At 71.6% G+C, this 21,357-nt stretch carries 23 protein-coding genes; 9 read left to right on the top strand and 14 right to left on the bottom strand.

Going from position 1 to position 21,357, the window contains the following annotated elements:
• The first annotated feature begins 157 nt into the window (after window positions 1-157).
• The 6 genes from gorA to HJG45_RS25920 all read left to right on the top strand — a co-directional run bounded on the left by gorA (window position 158) and on the right by HJG45_RS25920 (window position 7,175).
• Window positions 158-1,540 (top strand): glutathione-disulfide reductase, encoded by a 1,383-nt coding sequence (gene gorA / locus HJG45_RS25945; protein ID WP_171616545.1) that lies wholly within the window; start codon window positions 158-160, stop codon window positions 1,538-1,540.
• 140 nt (window positions 1,541-1,680) lie between these two features.
• Window positions 1,681-3,060, top strand: a complete 1,380-nt coding sequence (locus HJG45_RS25940) for a class II 3-deoxy-7-phosphoheptulonate synthase (RefSeq protein WP_171616543.1) — start codon at window positions 1,681-1,683, stop codon at window positions 3,058-3,060.
• A gap of 35 nt (window positions 3,061-3,095) precedes the next feature.
• Complete coding sequence (locus HJG45_RS25935; RefSeq protein WP_171616541.1) at window positions 3,096-4,262, top strand: nicotinate phosphoribosyltransferase; 1,167 nt, start codon at window positions 3,096-3,098, stop codon at window positions 4,260-4,262.
• 236 nt (window positions 4,263-4,498) lie between these two features.
• Window positions 4,499-4,882 (top strand): hypothetical protein, encoded by a 384-nt coding sequence (locus tag HJG45_RS25930; protein ID WP_171616539.1) that lies wholly within the window; start codon window positions 4,499-4,501, stop codon window positions 4,880-4,882.
• Window positions 4,883-4,964: 82 nt separating this feature from the next.
• Window positions 4,965-6,299: a glutamate--tRNA ligase gene (gene gltX, locus HJG45_RS25925; protein WP_171616537.1), complete on the top strand. Its 1,335-nt coding sequence runs from the start codon at window positions 4,965-4,967 to the stop codon at window positions 6,297-6,299.
• Window positions 6,300-6,353: 54 nt separating this feature from the next.
• The gene (locus HJG45_RS25920; RefSeq protein WP_171616535.1) at window positions 6,354-7,175 is read left to right on the top strand and encodes a lytic transglycosylase domain-containing protein; all 822 of its coding nucleotides are present in this window, start codon (window positions 6,354-6,356) and stop codon (window positions 7,173-7,175) included.
• Between the two features lie 201 nt (window positions 7,176-7,376).
• Here HJG45_RS25920 and HJG45_RS25915 read toward each other — a convergent pair whose 3' ends face one another.
• Window positions 7,377-7,703: a hypothetical protein gene (locus HJG45_RS25915; protein ID WP_171616533.1), complete on the bottom strand. Its 327-nt coding sequence runs from the start codon at window positions 7,701-7,703 to the stop codon at window positions 7,377-7,379.
• Between the two features lie 188 nt (window positions 7,704-7,891).
• On the opposite strand from HJG45_RS25915, the gene cysS reads away from it, so the two are divergent.
• Together cysS and HJG45_RS25905 are read left to right on the top strand one after the other, a co-directional pair.
• Window positions 7,892-9,406, top strand: coding sequence for a cysteine--tRNA ligase (gene cysS, locus HJG45_RS25910; RefSeq protein WP_171616531.1), 1,515 nt, complete (start codon window positions 7,892-7,894; stop codon window positions 9,404-9,406).
• Window positions 9,407-9,705: 299 nt separating this feature from the next.
• Window positions 9,706-10,527 (top strand): RNA methyltransferase, encoded by an 822-nt coding sequence (locus HJG45_RS25905; RefSeq protein ID WP_171616585.1) that lies wholly within the window; start codon window positions 9,706-9,708, stop codon window positions 10,525-10,527.
• 153 nt (window positions 10,528-10,680) lie between these two features.
• Here the strand turns inward: HJG45_RS25905 and HJG45_RS25900 are convergent, their stop codons facing one another.
• Window positions 10,681-10,899, bottom strand: a complete 219-nt coding sequence (locus tag HJG45_RS25900; protein ID WP_171616529.1) for a hypothetical protein — start codon at window positions 10,897-10,899, stop codon at window positions 10,681-10,683.
• A 188-nt stretch (window positions 10,900-11,087) separates the two neighbouring features.
• On the opposite strand from HJG45_RS25900, the gene rpsD reads away from it, so the two are divergent.
• On the top strand, window positions 11,088-11,705 hold the full coding sequence (gene rpsD, locus HJG45_RS25895; protein ID WP_171616526.1) for a 30S ribosomal protein S4: 618 nt from the start codon (window positions 11,088-11,090) through the stop codon (window positions 11,703-11,705).
• Window positions 11,706-11,781: 76 nt separating this feature from the next.
• Here rpsD and HJG45_RS25890 read toward each other — a convergent pair whose 3' ends face one another.
• The 12 genes from HJG45_RS25890 to HJG45_RS25835 form a co-directional block, all read right to left on the bottom strand.
• A complete protein-coding gene (locus HJG45_RS25890) occupies window positions 11,782-12,783 on the bottom strand; it encodes a glycosyltransferase family A protein (RefSeq protein WP_171616524.1) in 1,002 nt (333 codons plus the stop codon).
• Window positions 12,784-12,875: 92 nt separating this feature from the next.
• Window positions 12,876-13,862: an aldo/keto reductase gene (locus HJG45_RS25885; RefSeq protein ID WP_254452794.1), complete on the bottom strand. Its 987-nt coding sequence runs from the start codon at window positions 13,860-13,862 to the stop codon at window positions 12,876-12,878.
• A 75-nt stretch (window positions 13,863-13,937) separates the two neighbouring features.
• On the bottom strand, window positions 13,938-14,276 hold the full coding sequence (gene grxD / locus HJG45_RS25880) for a Grx4 family monothiol glutaredoxin (protein ID WP_171616522.1): 339 nt from the start codon (window positions 14,274-14,276) through the stop codon (window positions 13,938-13,940).
• Window positions 14,277-14,318: 42 nt separating this feature from the next.
• On the bottom strand, window positions 14,319-14,552 hold the full coding sequence (locus HJG45_RS25875; protein ID WP_171616520.1) for a BolA family protein: 234 nt from the start codon (window positions 14,550-14,552) through the stop codon (window positions 14,319-14,321).
• A gap of 117 nt (window positions 14,553-14,669) precedes the next feature.
• The gene (gene purL / locus HJG45_RS25870; RefSeq protein ID WP_171616518.1) at window positions 14,670-17,006 is read right to left on the bottom strand and encodes a phosphoribosylformylglycinamidine synthase subunit PurL; all 2,337 of its coding nucleotides are present in this window, start codon (window positions 17,004-17,006) and stop codon (window positions 14,670-14,672) included.
• A gap of 22 nt (window positions 17,007-17,028) precedes the next feature.
• A complete protein-coding gene (gene purQ / locus HJG45_RS25865; protein WP_171616517.1) occupies window positions 17,029-17,727 on the bottom strand; it encodes a phosphoribosylformylglycinamidine synthase subunit PurQ in 699 nt (232 codons plus the stop codon).
• 7 nt (window positions 17,728-17,734) lie between these two features.
• A complete protein-coding gene (locus HJG45_RS25860; RefSeq protein ID WP_171616515.1) occupies window positions 17,735-17,971 on the bottom strand; it encodes a hypothetical protein in 237 nt (78 codons plus the stop codon).
• Between the two features lie 4 nt (window positions 17,972-17,975).
• Window positions 17,976-18,215, bottom strand: coding sequence for a phosphoribosylformylglycinamidine synthase subunit PurS (purS, locus tag HJG45_RS25855; RefSeq protein WP_171616513.1), 240 nt, complete (start codon window positions 18,213-18,215; stop codon window positions 17,976-17,978).
• Window positions 18,212-18,397 carry a hypothetical protein gene (locus tag HJG45_RS25850; RefSeq protein ID WP_171616511.1) on the bottom strand — a complete coding sequence of 62 codons (186 nt, stop codon included), beginning with the start codon at window positions 18,395-18,397 and terminating at the stop codon, window positions 18,212-18,214. The genes purS and HJG45_RS25850 overlap by 4 nt, the downstream gene beginning before the upstream one ends.
• A 15-nt stretch (window positions 18,398-18,412) precedes the next feature.
• Entirely contained in the window at window positions 18,413-19,177 is a 765-nt protein-coding gene (gene purC, locus HJG45_RS25845) for a phosphoribosylaminoimidazolesuccinocarboxamide synthase (RefSeq protein ID WP_171616509.1), read from the bottom strand.
• Window positions 19,178-19,439: 262 nt separating this feature from the next.
• A complete protein-coding gene (locus HJG45_RS25840) occupies window positions 19,440-21,008 on the bottom strand; it encodes a M48 family metalloprotease (protein WP_171616507.1) in 1,569 nt (522 codons plus the stop codon).
• Complete coding sequence (locus HJG45_RS25835) at window positions 21,002-21,349, bottom strand: hypothetical protein (RefSeq protein WP_171616505.1); 348 nt, start codon at window positions 21,347-21,349, stop codon at window positions 21,002-21,004. Before HJG45_RS25835 ends, HJG45_RS25840 begins: the two co-directional genes overlap by 7 nt.
• Between the last annotated feature and the right edge of the window lie 8 nt (window positions 21,350-21,357).

Below are 21,357 nucleotides of genomic sequence, written 5' to 3'. Positions count from 1 at the left end.
GCCGGACGGGTACCCATCCGCCTGGCCGCGTCGCATATAGGGTGCAACGGGCCGGCACCGGCCGGCCGATGAAAGGGGCACCCCGCATGGCCAGCAGCCTCCATCCCCGCGCCCTCGCCACCCCGATCGCCGGGGCGCGCGGCCGATGAGCGCCTCCATGAGCCGCTACGACTTCGATCTCTTCGTCATCGGCGGCGGCTCGGGCGGCGTGCGCTGCGCCCGCATCGCCGCGACGCATGGCGCCCGGGTCGGCATCGCGGAGGAGCGCTTCTGGGGCGGCACCTGCGTCAATGTCGGCTGCGTGCCGAAGAAGATCATGGTGAACGCCGCCGAATACGGGCAATGGGCGGAGGACGCGGCCGCCTTCGGCTGGAGCATCGAGACCCGCGGCTTCGACCTCGCCACGCTGGCCGCGGCGCGGGATGCCGAGGTGGCGCGCCTCAACGGCATCTACGGCCGGCTGCTGAGCGGCGCCGGCTGCACCATCTTCGAGGCCCGCGCCACCTTCATCGACGCCCACACCCTCGATGTCGGCGGCCGGCGGGTGACGGCCGAGCGGATCGTCGTCGCCACCGGCGGCCGGCCGGTGCGGCCGGAGATCCCGGGCGCCGAGCTCGGCATGCTCTCGGACGACGTCTTCGGGCTGAAGGCGCTGCCGCGCCGCGTCACCGTGGTCGGCAGCGGCTATATCGGGCTGGAATTCGCCTGCATCCTGCGCGGCCTCGGCGCCGAGGTGGATCTCGTCTACCGCGCCGACCTGCCGTTGCGCGGCTTCGACCAGGACATCCGCGTCGCGGTGAAGGAGGCGATGGAGCAGCAGGGCATCCGCCAGCATTGCGGCCACCATCCGGGACGGCTGGACCGGCTGGGCGACCATCTCTGCCTCAACCTTCGCGGCGGCGAGGCGATCGAGACGGATGCCGTGCTCTTCGCCACCGGCCGGGTGCCCAACACCGCCGGGCTGCATCTCGATGCCGCGGGCATCGCCTGCACCGCCAAGGGCGCGATCGAGGTGGATGAGGAGCACCGCACCACGGCGCCGAACATCTACGCCATCGGCGACGTGCTGGACCGGATGAACCTGACGCCGGTGGCGACCGCGGTCGGCCATGCCCTGGCCGATACCCTGTTCGGCAACAACCCGCGCCGCGTCAGCTACCGCAACATCCCGACCGCGGTCTTCACCTCGCCGCCGATCGGCACGGTCGGGCTGACCGAGGCGGATGCGGCGGCGCTCGGGCCGGTCGATGTCTATCTCGCCCGCTTCACCCCGATGCGCCACACGATCAGCGGCCGGCCGGGGCGCAAGACGCTGATGAAGCTCATCGTCTGCCAGGAGACGCGCAAGGTGCTCGGCGCCCATATGCTGGGCGAGGATGCCGGCGAGATCATGCAAGGCATCGGCATCGCGGTCGCGGCCGGCCTGACCAAGGAGGATTTCGACCGCACCATCGGCATCCACCCGACCGCGGCGGAGGAGTTCGTGACGCTGCGGACCCGGACGCGGGAGGCGGGGGTGCAGGCGGCGGCCGCGGAATAGGGTGCGTCCTGGCGGGTTCACCCGCCCCGCGCCCTCGGCTATGGTCCGCGATCCGGGCAACCGTCCCGGAACAGGAAGGAACGTCCCGCCCGGTTCGTCGGCAGGGTGTGCCCAGCGGGGCGTACAAGGAGAATGCAGTGATGTCCGTGCGCGGGTGGCACCCCGGAAGCTGGCGGGACATGCCGATCCGGCAGGTGCCCGACTATCCCGACCAGGCCAAGCTGGCCGAGGCGGAGGCGCGCCTGGCCCAATGGCCGCCCCTGGTCTTCGCCGGCGAGGCGCGGCGCCTGCAGGCGGCGCTGGCCAAGGCGGGGGAGGGACAGGCCTTCATCCTGCAGGGCGGCGACTGCGCCGAGAGCTTCTCCGACTTCACCGCCAACATCATCCGCGACACCTTCCGCGTGCTGCTGCAGATGGCAGTGGTGCTGACCTTCGGCGGCGGCACGCCGGTGGTGAAGCTCGGCCGCATGGCCGGGCAATTCGCCAAGCCGCGCAGCAGCGATGTCGAGACGAAGGACGGCGTGACCCTGCCCTCCTATCGCGGCGACATCATCAACGGGCCGGAATTCACCCCCGAGGCGCGCATCCCCGATCCGTCGCGGATGGATTTCGCCTATATGCAATCGGCTGGCACGCTGAACCTGCTGCGCGCCTTCGCAACGGGCGGTTATGCCGACCTGCACCAGGTGCATCGCTGGAATCTTGGCTTCGTCGCCCGCAGCCCGCTCGCCGACCGCTACCAGGACCTGGCGCACCGGATCGACGAGACCCTCTCCTTCATGCAGGCCTGCGGCATGTCCGACCTGCCGCAGGTGCGGGAGACGGATTTCTACACCAGCCACGAGGCGCTGCTGCTGCCCTATGAGCAGGCGCTGACCCGGGTCGATTCCACGACCGGCGACCACTATGCCTGCTCGGCGCATTTCCTCTGGATCGGCGACCGCACGCGCCAGCCCGAGGGCGCGCATGTCGAGTTCATGCGCGGCGTCCGCAACCCGATCGGCATGAAGGTCGGCCCGTCCATGGACCCGGACGAGCTGGTCCGGCTGACCGAGATCCTGAACCCGGCCAACGAGATGGGGCGGCTGACCCTGATCTCCCGCATGGGGGCGGACAAGGTCGAGGCGAAGCTGCCGCCGCTGCTGCGGGCGGTGAAGCGCGCCGGCCGCCGGGTGGTCTGGCTGTCCGACCCGATGCACGGCAACACCACCACCGCTGGCGGCTACAAGACCCGCCCCTTCGATGCGGTGCTGACCGAGGTGCGGCGCTTCTTCGACTGCCACGCGGCGGAGGGCACCCAGCCCGGCGGCGTGCATGTCGAGATGACCGGCCAGGAGGTGACGGAATGCCTCGGCGGCGCGCATCGCCTGGGCGAGGCGGATCTCGGGCTGCGCTACCAGACCTTCTGCGACCCGCGGCTGAATGCCGAGCAGTCGCTGGAGCTGGCCTTCCTGATCGCGGAGGAGCTGAAGGCCCGCCGCGGCGGCGCCGCGGCATCGCCGGCGCGCGCCGCGGAATAGAATAAGAAAAACGGCGCGACAGGAGGAAACAGCGCATGGACGGATCGCCGCCGATCGAGCCGGAGGACGCGGCGATCTCCGCCCGCACCGACGCCTATTTCAACCGCACGCGAGCCATCGTGCAGCGCTTCGGCGACTGCCAGGTCACCTATGCCGTCTTCCTGCGCCGCCCGGTGGTGAGCGCGCCGCGGCTGGCGGTGGCGTGGCTGGAACGGGTGGCGCAGGAGCGCGGCACCCGCTTCGACATCGACCTGCTGCATGCCGAGGGCACCTGGGTCGGCGCGGGCGACCCGCTGCTGACCATCACCGGCTCCTTCGCCGAGCTGGCCGATCTCGAGACGCTCTACCTGCAGAAGCTCGGCCCGCCCTGCGTCGCCGCGCACAATGCCTACCAAATGTGCCTCGAACTGCCGGAGGTCGCCTTCCTGGCGATGGATGCGCGGCACTGCGCCGGCTTCGAGATGCAGGACATGATGGCCTATGCCGCCAGCGTCGGCAGCGCCGCCGCGCGCAAGGAGGGGGCGAAGGGCTTCATCGGCAACGCCACCGACGCGACCGCCCACTGGTTCGGCGCGGCGCGCGGCTTCGGCACCATGCCGCATGCGCTGATCGGCTATGCCGGCAGCACGCTGCGCGCCGCCGAGATGTTCCAGGAGGCCTTCCCGGAGGAGAACCTCACCGTCCTGACCGATTACTTCGGCCGCGAGGTGACGGACGGGCTGGCGGTGTGCCGCCGCTATCCCGAGCTCGCCGCGGCCGGCAAGATGGCGGTGCGGCTCGACACCCATGGCGGCCGCTTCCTCGAAGGCCTCGACCCGGCCGAGAGCTACGCCGTGCTGGAGCGGCACGCGCCGGGCGCGATCCGCCGCTACCGCTCGGAGACCGAGCTGCGCCACCTCGTCGGCACCGGCGTCTCCGCCGCCGCCATCTGGCGCATGCGCGAGGCGCTGGACGAGGCCGGCTTCCCGAAGGTGCGCATCGTCGCCTCCTCCGGCTTCAATGTCGGCAAGTGCCGCGTCATGGCCGATGCCAAGGCGCCGATCGACGTGGTCGGCACCGGCAGCTTCATCCCCGACCTCTGGTCGGAGACCTACGCGACCGCCGACATCATCGCCTATGACGGCGTGCCGCGGGTGAAGATCGGGCGCGAATTCCTGCTGCAGCGGAATGGCGGCCGCAAGCGGGGCGGCCCCGGCGCCTGATGCCGCGGCGCCCGGGGCGGCGGCCTTGCCGCCCCGAGCTTGTCACCCCGGCCTTGCCACCCCGGCCTTTCCCTGGCCCTGCCTCCCGGCCGGGCCGTCGCGCCGGCGGGCGATCCGCTGTAGAAGCCCGTCCTCGATCGGCGTGCCCTTCCGGCCCGGCCGGCGTTGGTCCAGGCAGATCGCCACCGCGGATCGGCCAGGGACCAACCAGGGAAGCAGCCAAGGGGTCAGGCAGCATGAATGCATTCGATACCGGCCTGTTCGGCCAGAAGGGCGGCTATGCCGTCCGCATCCTCGACCTCTCCGGCGGCAACGGCGCCGATCCGGTCGAGACGATCCGCGGCTTCCAGACCCTGGAGCATGCCAACGCCTTCGCCCGTCGCTACGTCCGCGACAGCCTCGAGCGCTGCCGCAGCCGTGGCATGGCGCCCGCCGATGTGGTGACCGCCTGGTTCGCCTTCGGCGAGGATGCCGAGGTGGTCGGCGGTGCCGAGCAGGCCTGGCGCAGCGCCGCCGAGCTGAAGGATTTCGCCGCCCGCCCGCCCGGCGATGCCGAGGAGCGCAACTGGCGCGCCCTCGACCCCCGGCGCGACGAGGACGAGGCGGAGGAGGAGGAATGAGCCGGGCCGCTATCATCCCCCCCATCGCCAGTCCCGCGACGCGCCGGCCAGCCGCCGATGACGCCGCGCCGGAGCCCGGTTCGTGAAACTCCGCTTCGCCCCCTCGCCGACCGGCTACCTGCATGTCGGCAATGCCCGCGCCGCCCTGGTCAACTGGCTGCTCGCCCGCCAGCGCGGCGGCAGCGTGCTGCTGCGCCTCGACGACACCGATACCGAGCGCAGCCGCGCCGATTATGCCGAGGCGCTGGAGGAGGACCTCCGCTGGCTCGGCCTCGACTGGGACGAGCAGTTCCGCCAGTCCGACCGGCTGCCGCTCTACCAGGCGGCGGCGGAGCGGCTGAAGGGGGCCGGCCGGCTCTATCCCTGCTTCGAATCCGAGGAGGAGCTGCGCTACAAGCGCGAGCAGCAGCTCCGCCAGAAGCGGCCGCCCATCTACGACCGCGGCGCGCTGCGCATGACGCCCGAGCAGTACGAGCGGGCGCTGGCCAACGGCAAGGTGCCCTATTGGCGCTTCCTGCTCGAGACCCGCGAGGTCACCTGGCAGGACGGCGTGCTCGGCCCGCGCCGGGTGAAGCTGCCGAGCCTCTCCGACCCGGTGCTGATCCGCGCCGACGGCACGCCGCTCTACACCTTCACCAGCGTGGTGGACGACCTCGAGAGCGGCATCACGCATATCGTCCGCGGCGAGGACCATGTGACGAATACCGGCGTGCAGATCGATCTCTGGCAGGCGCTCGGCGGCGATCCGGCGCGGCTCGCCTTCGCGCATCTGCCGCTGTTGACCGATGCGGATGGCGGGCCGCTCTCGAAGCGCCTCGGCTCGCTCTCGCTGCGCCAGCTCCGCCGCGACGGGATCGAGCCGGCGGCGCTCGCGGGCTATCTCGCGGCGCTCGGGACGGCGCAGGACCCGGTGCCTGGCCTGCCGCGCGACCTGGTCGCCGGCTTCCGGCTGGAGGCGATCTCGAAATCCCCGGCGCGCTTCGATATCGGCCAGCTCCTGGCGCTCAACCGGCGGCACCTGCACGGCGCCTCCTTCGAGAGCGTGCGGGCGCAGCTTCCGGAGGGCGCGGACGAGGCCTTCTGGCACGCCATCCGCGGCAATCTCGACCTGCTCTCCGAGGCGCGGGGCTGGTTCGAGGTGGTGCGCGGCACCGTCGTGCCGCCGCCGCAGCCGGGGGAGGAGGGGTATCTCCGCGACGCCCTCGCCGCCCTGCCGCCCGCCCCCTGGGACGCGACGAGCTGGGGCGCCTGGACCGGCGCGCTCAAGGCCTCGACCGGCCGCAAGGGCAGGGCGCTCTTCCTGCCGCTCCGCCTCGCCCTCACCGGCGAGGAGCACGGGCCGGAGATGCAGGCGCTGCTGCCGCTGATCGGGCCGGAGCGCGCGGCGCAGCGGCTGCGGATCGCTGCTGGAAATTAAACTCGGTACCGGCGATCCCGGCTATGCTGTGGCACGCTGTCCTGGTGCCACCGCATGTCCTGGCCCTGCCTGTCCGCCCTGCTGCTCGCCGGCGCCCTCGCCGCCTGCGCGCCGCGCCCGGCCTTCGTCTGGGACGGCCGCCGCGGCTATGACGGCAACGGCGATTACGGCTACGACCTCGACGTCTCCCGCGCCGAGGCGCGCGTCTACCGCGCCCGCAGCGCTACGGCCTATGCGGTGCCCGGCCCGCCGGGCGATCCCTGGGGGCCGCATATCCGCGAGGCGGCGAACCGCTTCGGCGTGCCGGAAGGCTGGATCCGCGCGGTGATGCGGCAGGAGAGCGGCGGGCGGCTCTATGACGGCAGCGGCCGGCCGATCACCTCGCCGGTCGGCGCCATGGGGCTGATGCAGGTGATGCCGCGCACCTACGACGCGCTGGCGGCGCGCCACGGACTCGGGCCCGACCCCTATGAGCCGCGCGACAACATCCTGGCCGGGGCCGCCTATATCCGGGCGATGTACGACCGTTTCGGCGCGCCAGGCTTCCTCGCCGCCTATAATGCCGGGCCGGAGCGGGTGGAGGCGGTGTTGGACGGCGCCACCGTCCTGCCGGACGAGACGCTGAACTACCTGGCCAGCGTGGCGCCCCGGCTCGGCGGCGCCGTGGCCCTGACCGGGCCCTTCGCCACCTATGCTGCCGCCCCGGCCGGCCGCGCGGTCGAGACCGCCGATCTGGCTTATGCCGGGGGCGGGATGCGCGGCAGCGACTATTACCAGCCGGTGGCGGACGACCCGTCCCGGCGCGCCTTCGATGGCGGCGGGCTGGTCACCCGGGATGCGCCGACCGGCGTGCTGACCTCGCGCATCCGGTACTGAGCGGCAGGCGGGGAGGCGGCCGGGCGCGTCCGCCTGGACCTCCCCGCCGCTCGGTCATACCTGGCGCGCGCAGTAACGACTACGGCCCGCAGGGCCGAGCGCCCGAAGGAGCGCCGCTGCTTATGCAGCGAAGCCAAGCAAACCGGAGGTTTGCGCCCGGCGTTTGAGGGGCGCGAAGGTTTCACCTTCGCGCACGTAGTATCAGCGGGTGGTCGTCGATCCGTTCATATCCTTGTGCTGGCCGGTATGCTTGCCCTCGCGCGCCCGCTCGCGGCTGGCCGGGGTGCTGCGGCTCGGATTGGCGCCGCTGATGTTGGAGCCGGTCGCCCTGTCCACGGCGCGGCCCGCGGCGGTGCCGGGCGGGTTGCCGGGGGTGCCGTCGGCCGGCGTCGGCGCGGCGCCGGTGGCGCGGTCAAGCCCGCGCTGGACGGCGGTGCTCGGCGGATTGCCGGGGGTGCCGTCGCGCTGGGCGAGGGCCGGGGCGATGGCGAGGGTGGCGGCGAGGCCGATGGCAAGGCTGCGGAGCATGGCGTGTTCTCTCCTACCGTGAGCAGCCCCTAACGTCCCCCCGTCGCCCGGTTCCCCGCTCGGCCCATCGCGGCTGGGTGAGGCGCCCGGCATGACGCATCTCATCGCGCGTCCCATCGCGCATCCCGGCGAATCGCTGCCCGCCGGGTGGTGCGTTCTGGCCGCGACCGCATTATGGATGCGCCGTGATGACCACCGACCTCCTGCTGCACAACAGCCTGACCCGCGCGAAGGACCGCTTCGCGCCGATCGACCCCGGTCATGTCCGGCTCTATGTCTGCGGGCCGACGGTCTACGACCTGGCGCATCTCGGCAATGCCCGCCCCGTCGTGGTCTTCGACCTGCTGGCGCGGCTGCTGCGGCGGCTCTTTCCGCGCGTGACCTATGTCCGCAACATCACCGATGTCGAGGACAAGATCACCGCCCGCAGCCTGGAGACGGGCGAGCCCATCGCCGCCATCACCGCCCGCACCACGGCGGATTTCCACCGCGACATGGCGGCCCTCGGCGCCCTGCCGCCGGATGAGGAGCCGCGGGCGACCGACTCCATCGCGCCGATGATCCAGCTCATCGAGCGGCTGATCGCCAACGGCCATGCCTATGCCGCCGAGGGGCATGTGCTGTTCAGCGTCCCCTCCTTCCCCGATTACGGCCAGCTCTCGGGCCGCAGCACGGAGGAGATGCTGGCTGGGGCGCGGATCGAGGTGGCGCCCTACAAGCGCGACCCGGGCGATTTCGTGCTGTGGAAGCCGAGCACGCCGGAGCAGCCGGGCTGGGACAGCCCCTGGGGCCGCGGCCGGCCGGGCTGGCACATCGAGTGCTCGGCCATGTCCTGGCGGGCGCTGGGCGAGGTCTTCGACATCCATGGAGGCGGGCACGACCTGATCTTCCCGCACCACGAGAACGAGCTGGCGCAGAGCCGCTGCGCCTTCGGCACGCCGCGCATGGCCAATATCTGGCTGCACAACGGCATGCTGCGTGTCGATGGCGAAAAGATGTCGAAGTCGCTCGGCAATTTCCTCACCGTGCGCGACATCCTGGCGCGCGGCGCCTGGGCCGGCGAGGCCTTCCGGCTGCTGCTGCTGCGCACGCATTACCGCGCCGATCTCGACTTCACCTTCGCCGGGCTGGAGGAGGCGAAGGCGGAGCTCGACGACCACTACGCCATGCTGGCGCGCGCCGTGGAGCCGGCCGACGGGCATGAGACGGTGCTGGCCGAGATGGCGGACTGGGCGCTGGCGCCGCTGCTGGACGACCTCAACACGCCGCTGGCGCTGGCCCGGCTGCGCGACCTGCGGACGATCGAGAACGTCGCCTCGGTCGGCGGCAGCGCGACCGCGGTGCTGCACCGGATCGGCAAGTCCTGGCCGGTGGTGGCCGGCCTCGCCGCCGCCGCCTTCCGGGAGGCGGCCGGGGTGCTGGGGCTGTGCAGATCGGAACCGCGAGAGTGGCTTAGGGGGCGTCCATCTGCGGGCTCTGCTACGGTAGACGGCCAAACCTTAACGACCACATGGCACCTCGACACAGCGTCTCCAGCAGCTTTCGCAAGCGAGGACGCAGAAATTGATCGCGCAGTTGACCAGCGTTTGGCGGCCCGCAAGGCACGCAATTTCGCCGAGGCCGACCGCATCCGCGACGAGTTGAAGGCGAAAGGCATCGTCCTCGAGGACGGGCCGCAAGGCACCAGTTGGCGACGGGCGTGAGCGGCGCACCCTCGCCGGAGGACTGGCTCGACGCCATCAAGCGCATCGCGCTGACGGATGCGAAGCGCGCCTGGCTGCGGGCGCATCTGGAGGCGCCGGACTGCACCGCGACGGAGGCCGCGCTCGCCGCCGGTGCCGGCCAGGAGATCGGCGCCTATCGGGCGCTGGCCGGCGAGCTGGCGGCGGCGCTGGAGGCCGATCCGCCCTCCGATCCGCTGGCCCTGCTGGCCGAGCCGGACGGGCAGGGGGCGTGGCGGCTACGCCCGGCGCTGGCCTTCGCCCTCGGCGCCCACCGGCTGATGCCGGAGGCCTGGACGCGCGGCGGCAAGCCCGCCGCCGATCTGCACCCGCCCCCGGGCGAGAGCCCCATCGTTGTCCTGGTGCGGCCGCAGCTCGCCGAGAATATCGGCGCCGTGGCCCGCGCCATGGCCAATGGCGGGCTGTTCCACCTGCGGCTGGTGGCGCCGCGCGACGGCTGGCCGCAGGACCGCGCCTGGCGCACGGCCTCGGGCGCCGACCCGATCCTGGAGGCAGCGCAGCTCTTCCCCGACACGGCCAGCGCCGTCGCCGATTGCCAGCGGGTCTTCGCCACCTGCCCGCGGCCGCGCCACATCGTCGTGCCGCTGCGCACCGCCCGCGCCGCCGCCGAGGACCTGTGGGAGATCAACGCGCGCGGGCTGCGCGCCGCCGTGCTGTTCGGCCCGGAGCGGGCGGGGCTCGAGAATGACGACGTCGCCTGCGCCGACACGCTGGTGCGCTACCCGCTGAACCCGGCGCATATGTCGCTGAACCTGGGGCAGGCGGTGATGATCCTCGCCTATGAATGGTGGACGGCGGCCGAGCCAACGCCGCCGCGCCAGCTCCAGACGCATGAGACGCAGGTGGCGACCAAGGGCCAGCTCGAGGGCTTCCTCGGCCGGCTGGTGGCGGAGCTGGATGCCAGCGGCTTCCTCGACAACCAGCCGAAGCGTCCCGGCATGGTGCGCAACCTCCGCCACTGGTTCGAGCGGGGCGAGGTGACGGAGCAGGAGCTGCGCACCCTGCATGGGGTGGTGACGGAGCTCTCGCGCGGCCGGATGCGGCGCGGGCGGCCCGATCCGGAGGATGCGGAAGGGGGCTAGACCAGGGAGGGGCTAGTGTCCTGATCTCGAAATCCTGCAGACTTCGAGATCAGGACACTAGCCTTTGTTTTCAGTGGCCTGCTGGTCCGCGAGGTCCGTGGGTGAACCCACGAACTTCGCGGGCAGGACACTAGACCAGTCTGGGTGCCGCCCTCAGAGCCGCGTCGCCGGCAGCCGCTTCGCCAGCCGCCGCGCCAGCAGGTAGCCGAGGATGCCCGCCACCGGCGCCGCCGGCAGCGCCAGCAGCCAGCCGATATGCGCCCCGTTCACGGCGAGGCCGAGCCCGACCCCGAGCATCAGCCCGCCCACCAGGGCGCCCATCACGCCGGCCGTCAGGCCGAGCACCAGGATCTCTTCGCGTGTCACGCCCATGCGGGCGATTAAGCGGTGCCGCCCGGGTTTGACAAGCGGGGCCGCCGCCGCCTATAGGCCGCACCTCTTCCTGGGAACGTGGACGTACCTTCGGGGTGCGCGCCCGCCCTGACCCATGCCGGGCCGGGGCCTACCGGGACAACACAGCGAAGAAGGGCCGCCCGCAACGGGGTGGCGAAGCACGCCGCATGACCAAGCGCGTCGAAGCCAAGTACAAGATCAACCGCCGCCTCGGCGTCAACCTCTGGGGCCGCGCCAAGTCTCCGATCAACAAGCGCGAGACGATCCCGGGCCAGCACGGCGCCCGCCGCAAGCAGAAGCCGACCGACTTCGGCGTGCAGCTGATGGCGAAGCAGAAGCTGAAAGGCTACTACGGCAACATCGGCGAGAAGCAGTTCCGCAAGTATTACGAGGAGGCCGTGCGCCGCAAGGGCGACACCTCCGAGAACCTGATCGAGCTGCTGGAGCGCCGGCTGGACGCCGTTATCTACCGCATGAAGCTGGCGCTGACGCCCTTCGCGGCGCGGCAGTTCGTCAACCACGGCCATGTGCTGGTGAACGGCAAGCGGCTCAACATCCCCTCCTACCAGGTGCGCGACAACGACCTGATCGAGGTGAAGGAGCGCTCGAAGCAGCTCACCTCCGTGCTCGACGCGGCGCAGAATGGCGAGCGCGACGTGCCGGAATATATCGAGATCGACCACCGCGCCATGCGCGGCCGCTTCGTTCGTGCGCCGAAGCTCTCCGACGTGCCCTATCCGGTGCAGATGGAGCCGAACCTGGTCGTCGAGTTCTACTCGCGCTGATCGGCCGATCCCGGACGGGATGGCAAGGAGGCCGGGCCCGCGAGGGTCCGGCCTTTTTTCATGCCTGGGCGATCGCCTATCCCGGATAGGCCACGAAGGGTCCGTGCAGCGCCCGCGGCAGCATCGGCAGGGCATGCGCCGCCGCCAGCAGCAGCGCCCGCCGCGGGGTTGGCGCCTGCGCCACCGAGGCCCGCAGCCGCTCCAGCCCGGCGGCCCGCTGGCCGTCGCGGATCAACTCCTGGCCGATGGTCCAGGCGGCCTCTGCCTCCGCCCGCCGCTGCAGGGTGAGGAAGCGCGCCCGGCCGAGCCGCGCCTCGAGCGCCGGATTGCCCCAGATCGCCAGCATGGCGGGCGCGATGGAGGCGGGGTCGCGCGGCATGCGGTGCCCCGCCCGGCCGGCGCGCCGGCGCAGATGCAGCACCGGACCCCCGCCGGGCACCGCCGCCCAGGGGCCGAGCAGGGAGAGCCGGATCCAGTATTCCCAATCCTCGCCGAGCCGCAGATGCGGCAGGAAGGGCCCGGCCTGCCGCACCGCCTCCCGCCGCAGCAGGAGCTGGCCGCCATCGGCGAAGGGATTGCCGACCAATAGCTGCTCCAGCAGGTCGCCATGGGGCAGGGCGGGCTGCCTTCCTCGCAGCGGCCGGTCGCCGGGCCGCGCCGTCTCGGCCATCACCGCGCAGCCGCCATGCGCACCGACCGCCTCGGGCGCCGCGGCGAGGGCCTCGGCGAGGCGGGCAAGGGCGCCGGGCGCCAGCCAGTCGCGGGTGTCGAGGAGGAGCATGCCCTCGCCGCGGGACTCGGCCATGGCCCGGCTTCGGGCGACGGCGGCGCCGGCCCCCTCCAGCCGCAGCAGGCGGAGGCGCGGATCGCGGCGCCGGGCGAGGGCGGCGGCGAAGGCCGCGCTCGCCGCCGCGGCCTCGCCAATATCGATCAGGATCAGCTCCCAGTCCCGCATGTCCTGGGCCAGCACGCTGTCCAGCGCCGCATCCACCGGATGGGCGGCATCGCGGACCAGGGCGAGGATGGAGATGGCCGGGGCCGGGGTGGCGAACTCGCGCAGCATGACCCTGCCTGCCACGAACGCCGGCTTTCCGGGGTCAAACAGGCGAGACATGACTTCAAAAGAACGAAAAAGCTGATCAGACCCGCATGCCCGCAGCCAAGCCGGGATCAGGCATAGACGGCCTTCATCGCTCCCGGCGGGTAGCGCAGGCCGGCGGCGGCGCCGGCCGGCATCGCGGCGCTGATCCGCCCGACCTCCTCCGCCGTCAGCGTCACGGCGAGCGCGCCAATATTCTCCTCGATCCGGTCGAGGCGGCGGGTGCCAGGGATGGCGACCACATCCTCGCCCTGGGCCAGCAGCCAGGCGAGGGCGAGCTGCGACGGGGTGCAGCCCTTCTCCGCCGCGATCGCCTCAAGCTTGGCGACGAGGGCGCGGTTGGCGGCGAAATTCGCCTCCTGGAAGCGCGGATGCGCGGCGCGACGGCCATCGATCTGGGCGAAGTCCCGGATCGCCCCGGTCAGGAAGCCGCGGCCGAGCGGGCTGTAGGCGACGAAGCCGATGCCGAGGTCGCGCGTCGTCGCCCGCGTCTCCTCCGCCTCCTGCCGGTAGAGTAGCGAATACTCGGTCTGCACGGCGGCGATGGGATGCACGGCATGGGCGCGGCGGATGGTCTCGGGCCGTGCCTCCGAGAGGCCGAGGAAGCGCACCTTGCCCTGCTCGACGAGGCGCTGCATGGCGCCGACCGTCTCCTCGATTGGGACGTTGGGATCGACGCGGTGCTGGTAGTAGAGGTCGATCACCTCGACGCCGAGGCGCATGAGCGAGGCCTCGCAGGCCTGCTGGACATAGTCGGGCGAGCCGTTGACGCCGTTCGGTGCGCCGGGATTCTGGGTCTGGCCGAATTTCGTGGCGAGCACCACGCGGTCGCGCACCCCCTTCAGGGCGGCGCGCAGCACCTCCTCGTTATGGCCCCAGCCATACATGTCGGAGGTGTCGAAATGATCGATGCCGCGATCGATGGCGGCGCGGACGAGATCGACGGAGGCGCCGTCCTCCGCCTCGCCATAGGCGCCCGAGAGGGACATGCAGCCGAGGCCGATGGCCGAGACCGAGAGGCCGGTCCGGCCCAGGCTGCGATGCGGCAATGTGGCCATCTGCGGATCCCCCGTCCTCGCCCGGTCGGGGAAGCCTAGCAGGACCGCGGACCCGCGCCAGGGTGGCGCGAGGGCTCAGCCCTCGGCCGAGACCGGTACGCCCTTCTCCTTCAGCAGGCTCTGCAGCTCGCCCGCCTGGAACATCTCCATGACGATGTCGCAGCCGCCGACGAACTCGCCGTTGACGTAGAGCTGCGGGATGGTCGGCCAGTTGGTGTAGGCCTTGATGCCGTCGCGGATCTCCATGTCGTCGAGGACATTCACGCCCTTGAAGGGCACGCCGAGATGCGAAAGGATCTGCACCACGCGGGCCGAGAAGCCGCATTGCGGGAAGACCGGGGTGCCCTTCATGAAAAGCACCACGGGGTTGGCCTTGATATCGGCCTCGATGCGCTCGAAGGCGGGGTTGGTCATCTGGCTCGTCGTCCCTGCTGGTTCGGTCCGGGGTAGGGTTGCTCAGGCCGGGGCGGTGGTCTGCAGCGCCAGGGCGTGCAGCTCGCCGCCCATCCGGCCGCGCAGCGCGGCATAGACGATCTGGTGCTGCTGCACGCGGCTCTTGCCGCGGAAGGCCTCGGAGACGACGGTGGCGGCGTAGTGGTCGCCATCGCCCGCGAGGTCCTCGATGGTGACCTGGGCATCGGGCAGGGCCGCCTTGATCAGCGCCTCGATCTCCGCCGGCTGCATCGCCATCCGCCACCATCCCCTTCGCACGCCGCCCGGCGCCAGGAATGGCGGCTGGGCACACCCCCGATATGGCGCGTCGCGCCGATGGAACCAAGCCCCCTGATGGGGCCGGCGGGCCGGCGATCAGCCCTGGTCGCGCATCAGCGCGGGCAGCGTCGCCTCATGCGCGGCGGCGAGGGCGGCGACCGGCAGGGTCTCCCCGCCGGGCAGGACGAGGTCGCGCCCGCCCGAGCGGCCGAGGCGCATCGCCGGCACCCCCGCCGCGGCCGCATCGGCGAGGAGCGGCGCGGCATCCGCCACGGCCAGCACGTAGCGGGCCTGGTCCTCGCCGAACCAGAAGGCGTGCGCCGGCAGGCCGGGGGGCGGCGTGGCCAGGGTCGCGCCGGTGCCCGAGGCCATGGCCATCTCCGCGACCGCGACCAGCAGCCCGCCATCGGCGGCGTCGTGGCAGGCGGCGACGCGGCCCTGCCGGATCTGCGACCGCACGAAGTCGCCGTTGCGCCGCTCCGCCGCGAGATCGACCGGCGGCGGCGCGCCCTCCTCGCGGCCGGCGATCTCGCGCAGCCAGAGGCTCTGGCCGAGCCAGCCCCGCGTCTCGCCGATCAGGACCAGGTCAAGCCCCGGCGGCAGGGCGAGCCCCACCGCCTGCGCCACGTCGTCGAGCACGCCGACGCCGCCGATCGCCGGGGTCGGCAGGATGCCGCGCCCCTCGGTCTCGTTGTAGAGCGAGACATTGCCGGAGACGACGGGGAAGTCGAGCGCGGTGCAGGCGGCCGCCATGCCCCGCACCGCGGCGGCGAATTGCCCCATGATCTCCGGCTTCTCGGGATTGCCGAAATTCATGTTGTCGGTGATGGCGAGCGGCAGGCCGCCGGTCGCGGTGATGTTGCGCCAGGCCTCGGCCACCGCCTGCTTGCCGCCCTCCTCCGGATCGGCGAGGCAGTAGCGCGGGGTGCAGTCGGTGGTCATGGCGAGGGCCCGGGCGCCGCCCTGCTCCAGGCTCTCCTCCACTCGGACGATGGCGGCATCGGCCGCGCCGGGGCGCTTCGCGGTCTGGCCGCCGACCATGCTGTCATACTGGTCCCAGATCCAGCGGCGGGAGCAGAGGTCGAGGCTGCCGACCAGCCTCGCCAGGGCCGGCCCGATCCCGACCGGATCGGCGACCGCGCCGGCCTCGATCACCGGCTGCCGCGGCGTTTCGGCGGTCGGGCGGCGATAGAGCGGCGCCTCGGATTCCAGCGGGGCGAGGGGGATGTCGGCCTCGAGCCGCCCCTGGTGCCGCAGCACGATGCGGCCGGTATCGGTGAGATGGCCGATGACCGCGAAATCCAGCTCCCACTTGGTGAAGATCGCCTTGGCCACGGCCTCGCGGCCCGGCTTCAGGATCATCAGCATGCGCTCCTGGCTCTCGGAGAGCATCATCTCGTAGGCGGTCATCCCGGCCTCGCGCTGCGGGACGTGGTCCAGCACCAGCTCGATGCCCATGCCGCCCTTGCCGGCCATCTCGACCGAGGAGGAGGTGAGCCCCGCCGCGCCCATGTCCTGGATGGCGACGATCGCATCGGTCGCCATCAGCTCCAGGCAGGCCTCGATCAGCAGCTTCTCGGCGAAGGGGTCGCCGATCTGCACGGTCGGGCGCTTCTCCTCGCTGTCGGCACTGAACTCGGTGCTGGCCATGGTGGCGCCGTGGATGCCGTCGCGGCCGGTCTTGGAGCCGACATAGACCACCGGATTGCCGATGCCGGTGGCGGCGGCGGTGAAGATCCGGTCGGCGCGGGCGATGCCGACGGTCATGGCATTGACCAGCGGGTTGCCGTTGTAGCGGGGGTGGAAATTCACCTCGCCGCCCACGGTCGGCACGCCGACGCAATTGCCGTAGCCGCCGATGCCGCGCACCACGCCGTCGATCACCTGCTTCATCCGCGGCGCGTCCGGCATGCCGAAGCGGAGGGCATTGAGGTTGGCGATGGGCCGCGCCCCCATGGTGAAGACGTCGCGCAGGATGCCGCCGACCCCGGTCGCCGCGCCCTGATAGGGCTCGATGAAGCTCGGGTGGTTGTGGCTCTCCATCTTGAAGACGGCGGCGAGCCCGTCCCCGATATCGATCACCCCGGCATTCTCCCCCGGCCCCTGGATCACCCAGGGCGCCCTGGTCGGCAGCTCGCGCAGCCAGACCCGGCTCGACTTGTAGGAGCAGTGCTCGGACCACATGACCGAGAAGATGCCGAGCTCGGTCAGCGAGGGCTCGCGGCCGAGGATGGCGAGGACGCGGTCATACTCATCCGGCTTCAGGCCGTATTCCCCGGCGAGTTGGCGGGCGCGGTCCGGGGCGAGGAGGGTCGGGGTCGGGCGGCCAGCGCCAGTGGAGGGTCCAGTGGAGGGGCCAGCGGAGGTGGGGGCAGGGGGATCGATGCTCACGCGGTCAGGATTCCCTTGGGGGCAAGGCCCCGTGGATGGCATCTGTGGCGCTGGCGGCGCCGCCTCAGGCGGCGGCGAGCGCCTCGGCCAGACTCTCGAAGAGCGGCAGCCCGTCCGTGCCGTCGATCTGCGGGTCCACCTGGTTCTCCGGATGCGGCATCAGCCCGAGCACCCGGAGATTGGGCGAGAGGATGCCGGCGATGTTCCGGGCGCTGCCGTTGCGGTTGGCCGCCGCCGTGACCTCGCCCGCCGGCGTCGCGTAGCGCAGCGCCACCAGCCCCTCGCCCTCCAGCCGGTCGAGCGTCGCCTCGTCGGCGAAGTAGTTGCCGTCGCCATGCGCCATGGTGGCGCGGAAGACCGCGCCGCGCTGGAAGCGCCCGGTATAGGGCGTGTCGGCCCGCTCCACCCGCATGTGGCAATCCATGGAGAGGAAGCGCAGCGTGGCGTTGCGCAGCAGGGCGCCGGGCAGCAGCCCCGCCTCGGTCAGCATCTGGAAGCCGTTGCAGACGCCGAGCACATGCCCGCCGCGGCCGGCGAAGTCGGCGACCGCCCGCATGATCGGGCTCTGCGCCGCCATGGCGCCGCAGCGGAGATAGTCGCCATAGGAGAAGCCGCCCGGCAGCACAACGAGGTCGGTGCCCGGCGGCAACGCCGTGTCGCGGTGCCAGAGCATGGCGGGCCGGCGGCCGGTCGCCCGCTGCAGGGCGAGCGCCATGTCGCGCTCGCGGTTGGTGCCGGGAAAGAGGACGATCCCTGCCTGCATCACGCCATCACCCCTGCTGCAACACCCGGAGCCAGTGGAGCCCGCCGAGGACCAGGATGGTCGTCAGCGTCGCCAGGCAGGCGGCGGTCACCCAGCGATTCAGGCTCCGCTTCTGCGCCGCCAGCCAGCCGCCGCGCCGCACCGTGGCGGCGCGGATCGCCACCCGCCGCTCCTCCCGCCAGCGCAGGCCCGTGCCGATCAGCACGGTCAGCACCACCAGGATGACGAGCGAGAGCTTCACCATGCGATCAGGCGAGCTCCACCCGGAAGCTCTCGATCACCGTATTGGCCAGCAGCTTGCGGGCCATCGCCTCGGCGGCGGATTTCGCGCGGCCGGGATCGCTCTCCGCCAGCTCCAGCTCGATCACCTTGCCCGCCCGCACCTCGCCGACGCCCTCGAAGCCGAGGCCGGCGAGTGCGTGCCCGATCGCCTTGCCCTGCGGGTCGAGCACGCCGGCCTTCGGCATCACCGTCACCAGAACCTTCATGTCACCTCACCGCCCAGCAGACGCCGCCCGTAGCGGCCATAGAGGTAGCAGCCATAGCTGGCCAGCACCGCCAGCAGCAGCGACCAGGTGGAGCCGGGGAAGAGGCCGAGCACGGAGCAGACGGCATAGAAGCCGATGACGGCGCAGAGCACCACCACTGCTTCGACGATCCGCGCCACCATCGCCGCGCCTCCGCCCTATTGCATCATCTCCGGGCCCTTGAGGTCCCGGACCCCCGCCTCCGGCAGGATGCCGAGGCGGCGCGCCACTTCCTGGTAGCCTTCCTCGACCTTGCCGAGGTCGCGGCGAAAGCGGTCCTTGTCCATCTTCTCGCCGGTCTTGGAATCCCAGAGCCGGCAATTGTCGGGGCTGATCTCGTCGGCGAGGACGATGCGCATCTCGTCATTGTCGTAGAGCCGGCCGAACTCCACCTTGAAGTCGACCAGCGTGATGCCGACGCCGAGCAGCAGCCCGCTCAGGAAGTCGTTGATCCGCAGCGTCAGCGCGACGATGTCGTCGAGATCCTGCGTGCTGGCCCAGCCGAAGGCGGTGATGTGCTCCTCGCAGACCAGCGGATGGTTGAGCGCCGCGTTCTTGTAGTAATATTCGATGATCGAGCGCGGCAGGCGGGTGCCTTCCTGGATGCCGAGCCGGGTCGAGAGGCTGCCGGCGGCGACGTTGCGCACCACCACCTCGAGCGGGATGATCTCCACCTCGCGGATGAGCTGCTCGCGCATGTTGAGCCGGCGGATGAAATGCGTCGGCACGCCGATATCCATCAGTCGCATCATCAGGTACTCGCTGATGCGGTTGTTCAGCACGCCCTTGCCGGTGATGGTGCCCTTCTTCTGGGCGTTGAAGGCCGAGGCGTCGTCCTTGAAATACTGCACGAGGGTGCCCGGCTCCGGCCCCTCGAAGAGGATCTTGGCCTTGCCCTCGTAGAGCTGACGGCGTCGCGCCATGGTCTCGGTAATCCTTCCAACAGCGGCGCGCAGCCCGCCCGGCGCGAGGCGCCCCGGCGGGCCGGGCACCCCGGCGGCGGTCCTCCGGCACCGCCTCCCGCCGCTCGACCGGCGGGAGGATGCCCCGGGGCATTGATCAGGCGAGCCGATTCACGCCTCCGGGCAGGTCCGCCCCGCGGCGATCGGCTCTTGCGGCGTCCCTATAGCAAGGGGGGCGCCGGGCCGCCACGGGCGGGGGTGAGTCGACCACTGGAAGGAATGCTCAGCGGGAGGCCCGCCTGATGTCGATCGCCTGCCGGCAGGCGCTTCGCAACCGTGGGTTCGCAGACCGGCTGCACCGTTCCGCCTCCTGCTGTGCCATGGCTTGGTTCCCAGCCGCGCGGTGGAGAGCGATCCGTTCCGGGGCTAGCTCGTCAACGGCATCGAAGCGCCGTCCTGCCGTATCCAGCACCGCCAACGCCGCTCGCGGATCGCCGAGTTTGGCCTCGGTATGCGCAAGGAGGAGGAAGGCGATCAGCGGCGCGCGGTTATCGGCCGTCACGCGGCGCAACTCGTCCCGTGCCTGGCGGATCTGGCCTGCCTCGAGCTGGGCGAGAGCGAGCTGCAACCGCGCTGCCGGCAGCCAGGGCGCCGCCGCCATGGCCGAGCGGGCGCGTTCCATGGCCGAGCGTGGATCGCCGCGCGACAAGGCGTCTTGGGAGGCCTCAACCTCTTCCAGGGCCTGCCGCGCATTGCGGATCACGGCCGAGCCGCGGATCTGGGTGAGTTCCCCAGCGGAGTCGGGGCGCAACGGATCGTCGCCGTGGATGCGGTCACGGTAGTCGTCAAGCCAGCGGCGGCGTTCGGCGGGGTCCGGATGCCGCTCGCGCATCCATCCCTTCAGCTCGCGCCCCATGGAGTTGAGCATGGTGGAGGCGCCCTTCATTGCCGCCCGCCAGGCGCCATTGATGTCGCCGCGGCCCAGCTGGGTCCCCAGCTGGCCCTCGACGGCCTCGGCGACGGCCTTCAGCCTGGCCTGCGCCGCCCCCTGGCTGCTCTCCAGCGCGTTCAGGGAGACGATGGCATAGCGTGGGTCGAAGCCGGCGGCAGCCATGATGTCCATGCCGAAGACATCTGCCTCGGCCTCCTGCCGACGCGCCCAGGCCGGCTCCACCAGCGTGTCCAGCCCTTCGCTCAGGACGGTGCCGCCGAGGGCGGCCAAGCTGGCGCGGTTCTGCGACTCCGCACCAAAGCTGAGCTGGCCGCCGCTGCCCATGCGCGCGCTGGATAGGGCGGCGCCGAGGGCGCCAAGCCCTGTCGTCACCTCACGCAGGTTCTCGAGGTCATCATGCTCATCCTCGCGCAAGCCGGTGTGGCGGAGGAAGAGGTGCCCCATCTCATGGCCGATGACGAAGGCCAACTCGTCCTCGGTACCGGCCTGCACCAGCGTGCCGAGATTGAGGCGGATGCTGCCGTCGGTGAGAGCCGCCGCGCCATAGGATCGGTTGGCAACGAGTTGCACGCGCGGCACGACGGGCGGGCGGCCATGCGGCCAGGCACGGGCGAGCCGAGCCGTCAGCCGCTCCAGATAGGCATCCGCGGCACGGTCCGGCACGGTCGTCCGCTCCGCGCCGTAGCGCCGTCGCTCGTCCCGCGCATTGCCGCGGATGCCGCTGCCGGCATAGTCCACGGCTTCGCCGGTGCGGCGAGGGACGAAGCGGACGGCGACCTGCTGCATGATCGATGGTTGGTCGATCAGGCGGCCCTTCAAATCGCCACTGACCCGGCTGGGGTCGGCGGTGCTGCAACCGATGAGGAGGGCCGGCAGCGTGGCGAGGACGCGGCTCAGCATTTCCGTCCCGTCCCCATACCCTGCTCGCTGCGGCCGGCGTCGCGCTGGTTCGTGGCCCTCGGCGTTCCGACTGTCGTTCCGGGGCGACTGGGTGCCTCGGGGCAAACCCCCTTGACCGGGACCGTATCGGTGATGACATCGTCGCGCAGGACATAGCGCCTGCGGCCGTCGCGGCCGTCGAAGCCAAGCACGCCGTCCGGGGTCACCTCCTGCACCTTTGGCCGTACCGGCAGGTCCTGCGCAGCGGTCTGCACCCCAGCGGCGTTCGGGGCAGGGCGGATGCGAACCGGGTCGCGGCGCCATTCCAGGATCGTCTGCGGCTGCTGCTGCGCCGCCGCCAAGCCGGGCC

It is taken from the genome of Roseicella sp. DB1501, assembly GCF_013112485.1.
GTDB lineage: Bacteria > Pseudomonadota > Alphaproteobacteria > Acetobacterales > Acetobacteraceae > Paracraurococcus.
The sequence above is the reverse complement of the archived record's forward strand: the minus strand, read 5'-3'. Positions and strand labels throughout refer to the sequence as shown.

Bases quoted from the DNA above. Each gene is read 5' to 3' on its own strand.
- HJG45_RS25930 (WP_171616539.1), top strand. From the start codon at position 4,499: ATGAATGCATTCGATACCGGCCTGTTCGGCCAGAAGGGCGGCTATGCC.
- grxD (WP_171616522.1), bottom strand. From the start codon at position 14,276: ATGACCAACCCCGCCTTCGAGCGCATCGAGGCCGATATCAAGGCCAAC.
- cysS (WP_171616531.1), top strand. From the start codon at position 7,892: ATGACCACCGACCTCCTGCTGCACAACAGCCTGACCCGCGCGAAGGAC.
- purS (WP_171616513.1), bottom strand. From the start codon at position 18,215: ATGAAGGTTCTGGTGACGGTGATGCCGAAGGCCGGCGTGCTCGACCCG.
- HJG45_RS25915 (WP_171616533.1), bottom strand. From the start codon at position 7,703: ATGCTCCGCAGCCTTGCCATCGGCCTCGCCGCCACCCTCGCCATCGCC.
- gorA (WP_171616545.1), top strand. From the start codon at position 158: ATGAGCCGCTACGACTTCGATCTCTTCGTCATCGGCGGCGGCTCGGGC.
- purL (WP_171616518.1), bottom strand. From the start codon at position 17,006: ATGCCATCCACGGGGCCTTGCCCCCAAGGGAATCCTGACCGCGTGAGC.
- HJG45_RS25900 (WP_171616529.1), bottom strand. From the start codon at position 10,899: ATGGGCGTGACACGCGAAGAGATCCTGGTGCTCGGCCTGACGGCCGGC.
- rpsD (WP_171616526.1), top strand. From the start codon at position 11,088: ATGACCAAGCGCGTCGAAGCCAAGTACAAGATCAACCGCCGCCTCGGC.
- HJG45_RS25905 (WP_171616585.1), top strand. From the start codon at position 9,706: ATGCCGGAGGCCTGGACGCGCGGCGGCAAGCCCGCCGCCGATCTGCAC.
- HJG45_RS25940 (WP_171616543.1), top strand. From the start codon at position 1,681: ATGTCCGTGCGCGGGTGGCACCCCGGAAGCTGGCGGGACATGCCGATC.
- purQ (WP_171616517.1), bottom strand. From the start codon at position 17,727: ATGCAGGCAGGGATCGTCCTCTTTCCCGGCACCAACCGCGAGCGCGAC.
- HJG45_RS25860 (WP_171616515.1), bottom strand. From the start codon at position 17,971: ATGGTGAAGCTCTCGCTCGTCATCCTGGTGGTGCTGACCGTGCTGATC.
- purC (WP_171616509.1), bottom strand. From the start codon at position 19,177: ATGGCGCGACGCCGTCAGCTCTACGAGGGCAAGGCCAAGATCCTCTTC.
- HJG45_RS25920 (WP_171616535.1), top strand. From the start codon at position 6,354: ATGTCCTGGCCCTGCCTGTCCGCCCTGCTGCTCGCCGGCGCCCTCGCC.
- HJG45_RS25840 (WP_171616507.1), bottom strand. From the start codon at position 21,008: ATGCTGAGCCGCGTCCTCGCCACGCTGCCGGCCCTCCTCATCGGTTGC.
- HJG45_RS25875 (WP_171616520.1), bottom strand. From the start codon at position 14,552: ATGGCGATGCAGCCGGCGGAGATCGAGGCGCTGATCAAGGCGGCCCTG.
- HJG45_RS25935 (WP_171616541.1), top strand. From the start codon at position 3,096: ATGGACGGATCGCCGCCGATCGAGCCGGAGGACGCGGCGATCTCCGCC.
- HJG45_RS25850 (WP_171616511.1), bottom strand. From the start codon at position 18,397: ATGGTGGCGCGGATCGTCGAAGCAGTGGTGGTGCTCTGCGCCGTCATC.
- HJG45_RS25885 (WP_254452794.1), bottom strand. From the start codon at position 13,862: ATGGCCACATTGCCGCATCGCAGCCTGGGCCGGACCGGCCTCTCGGTC.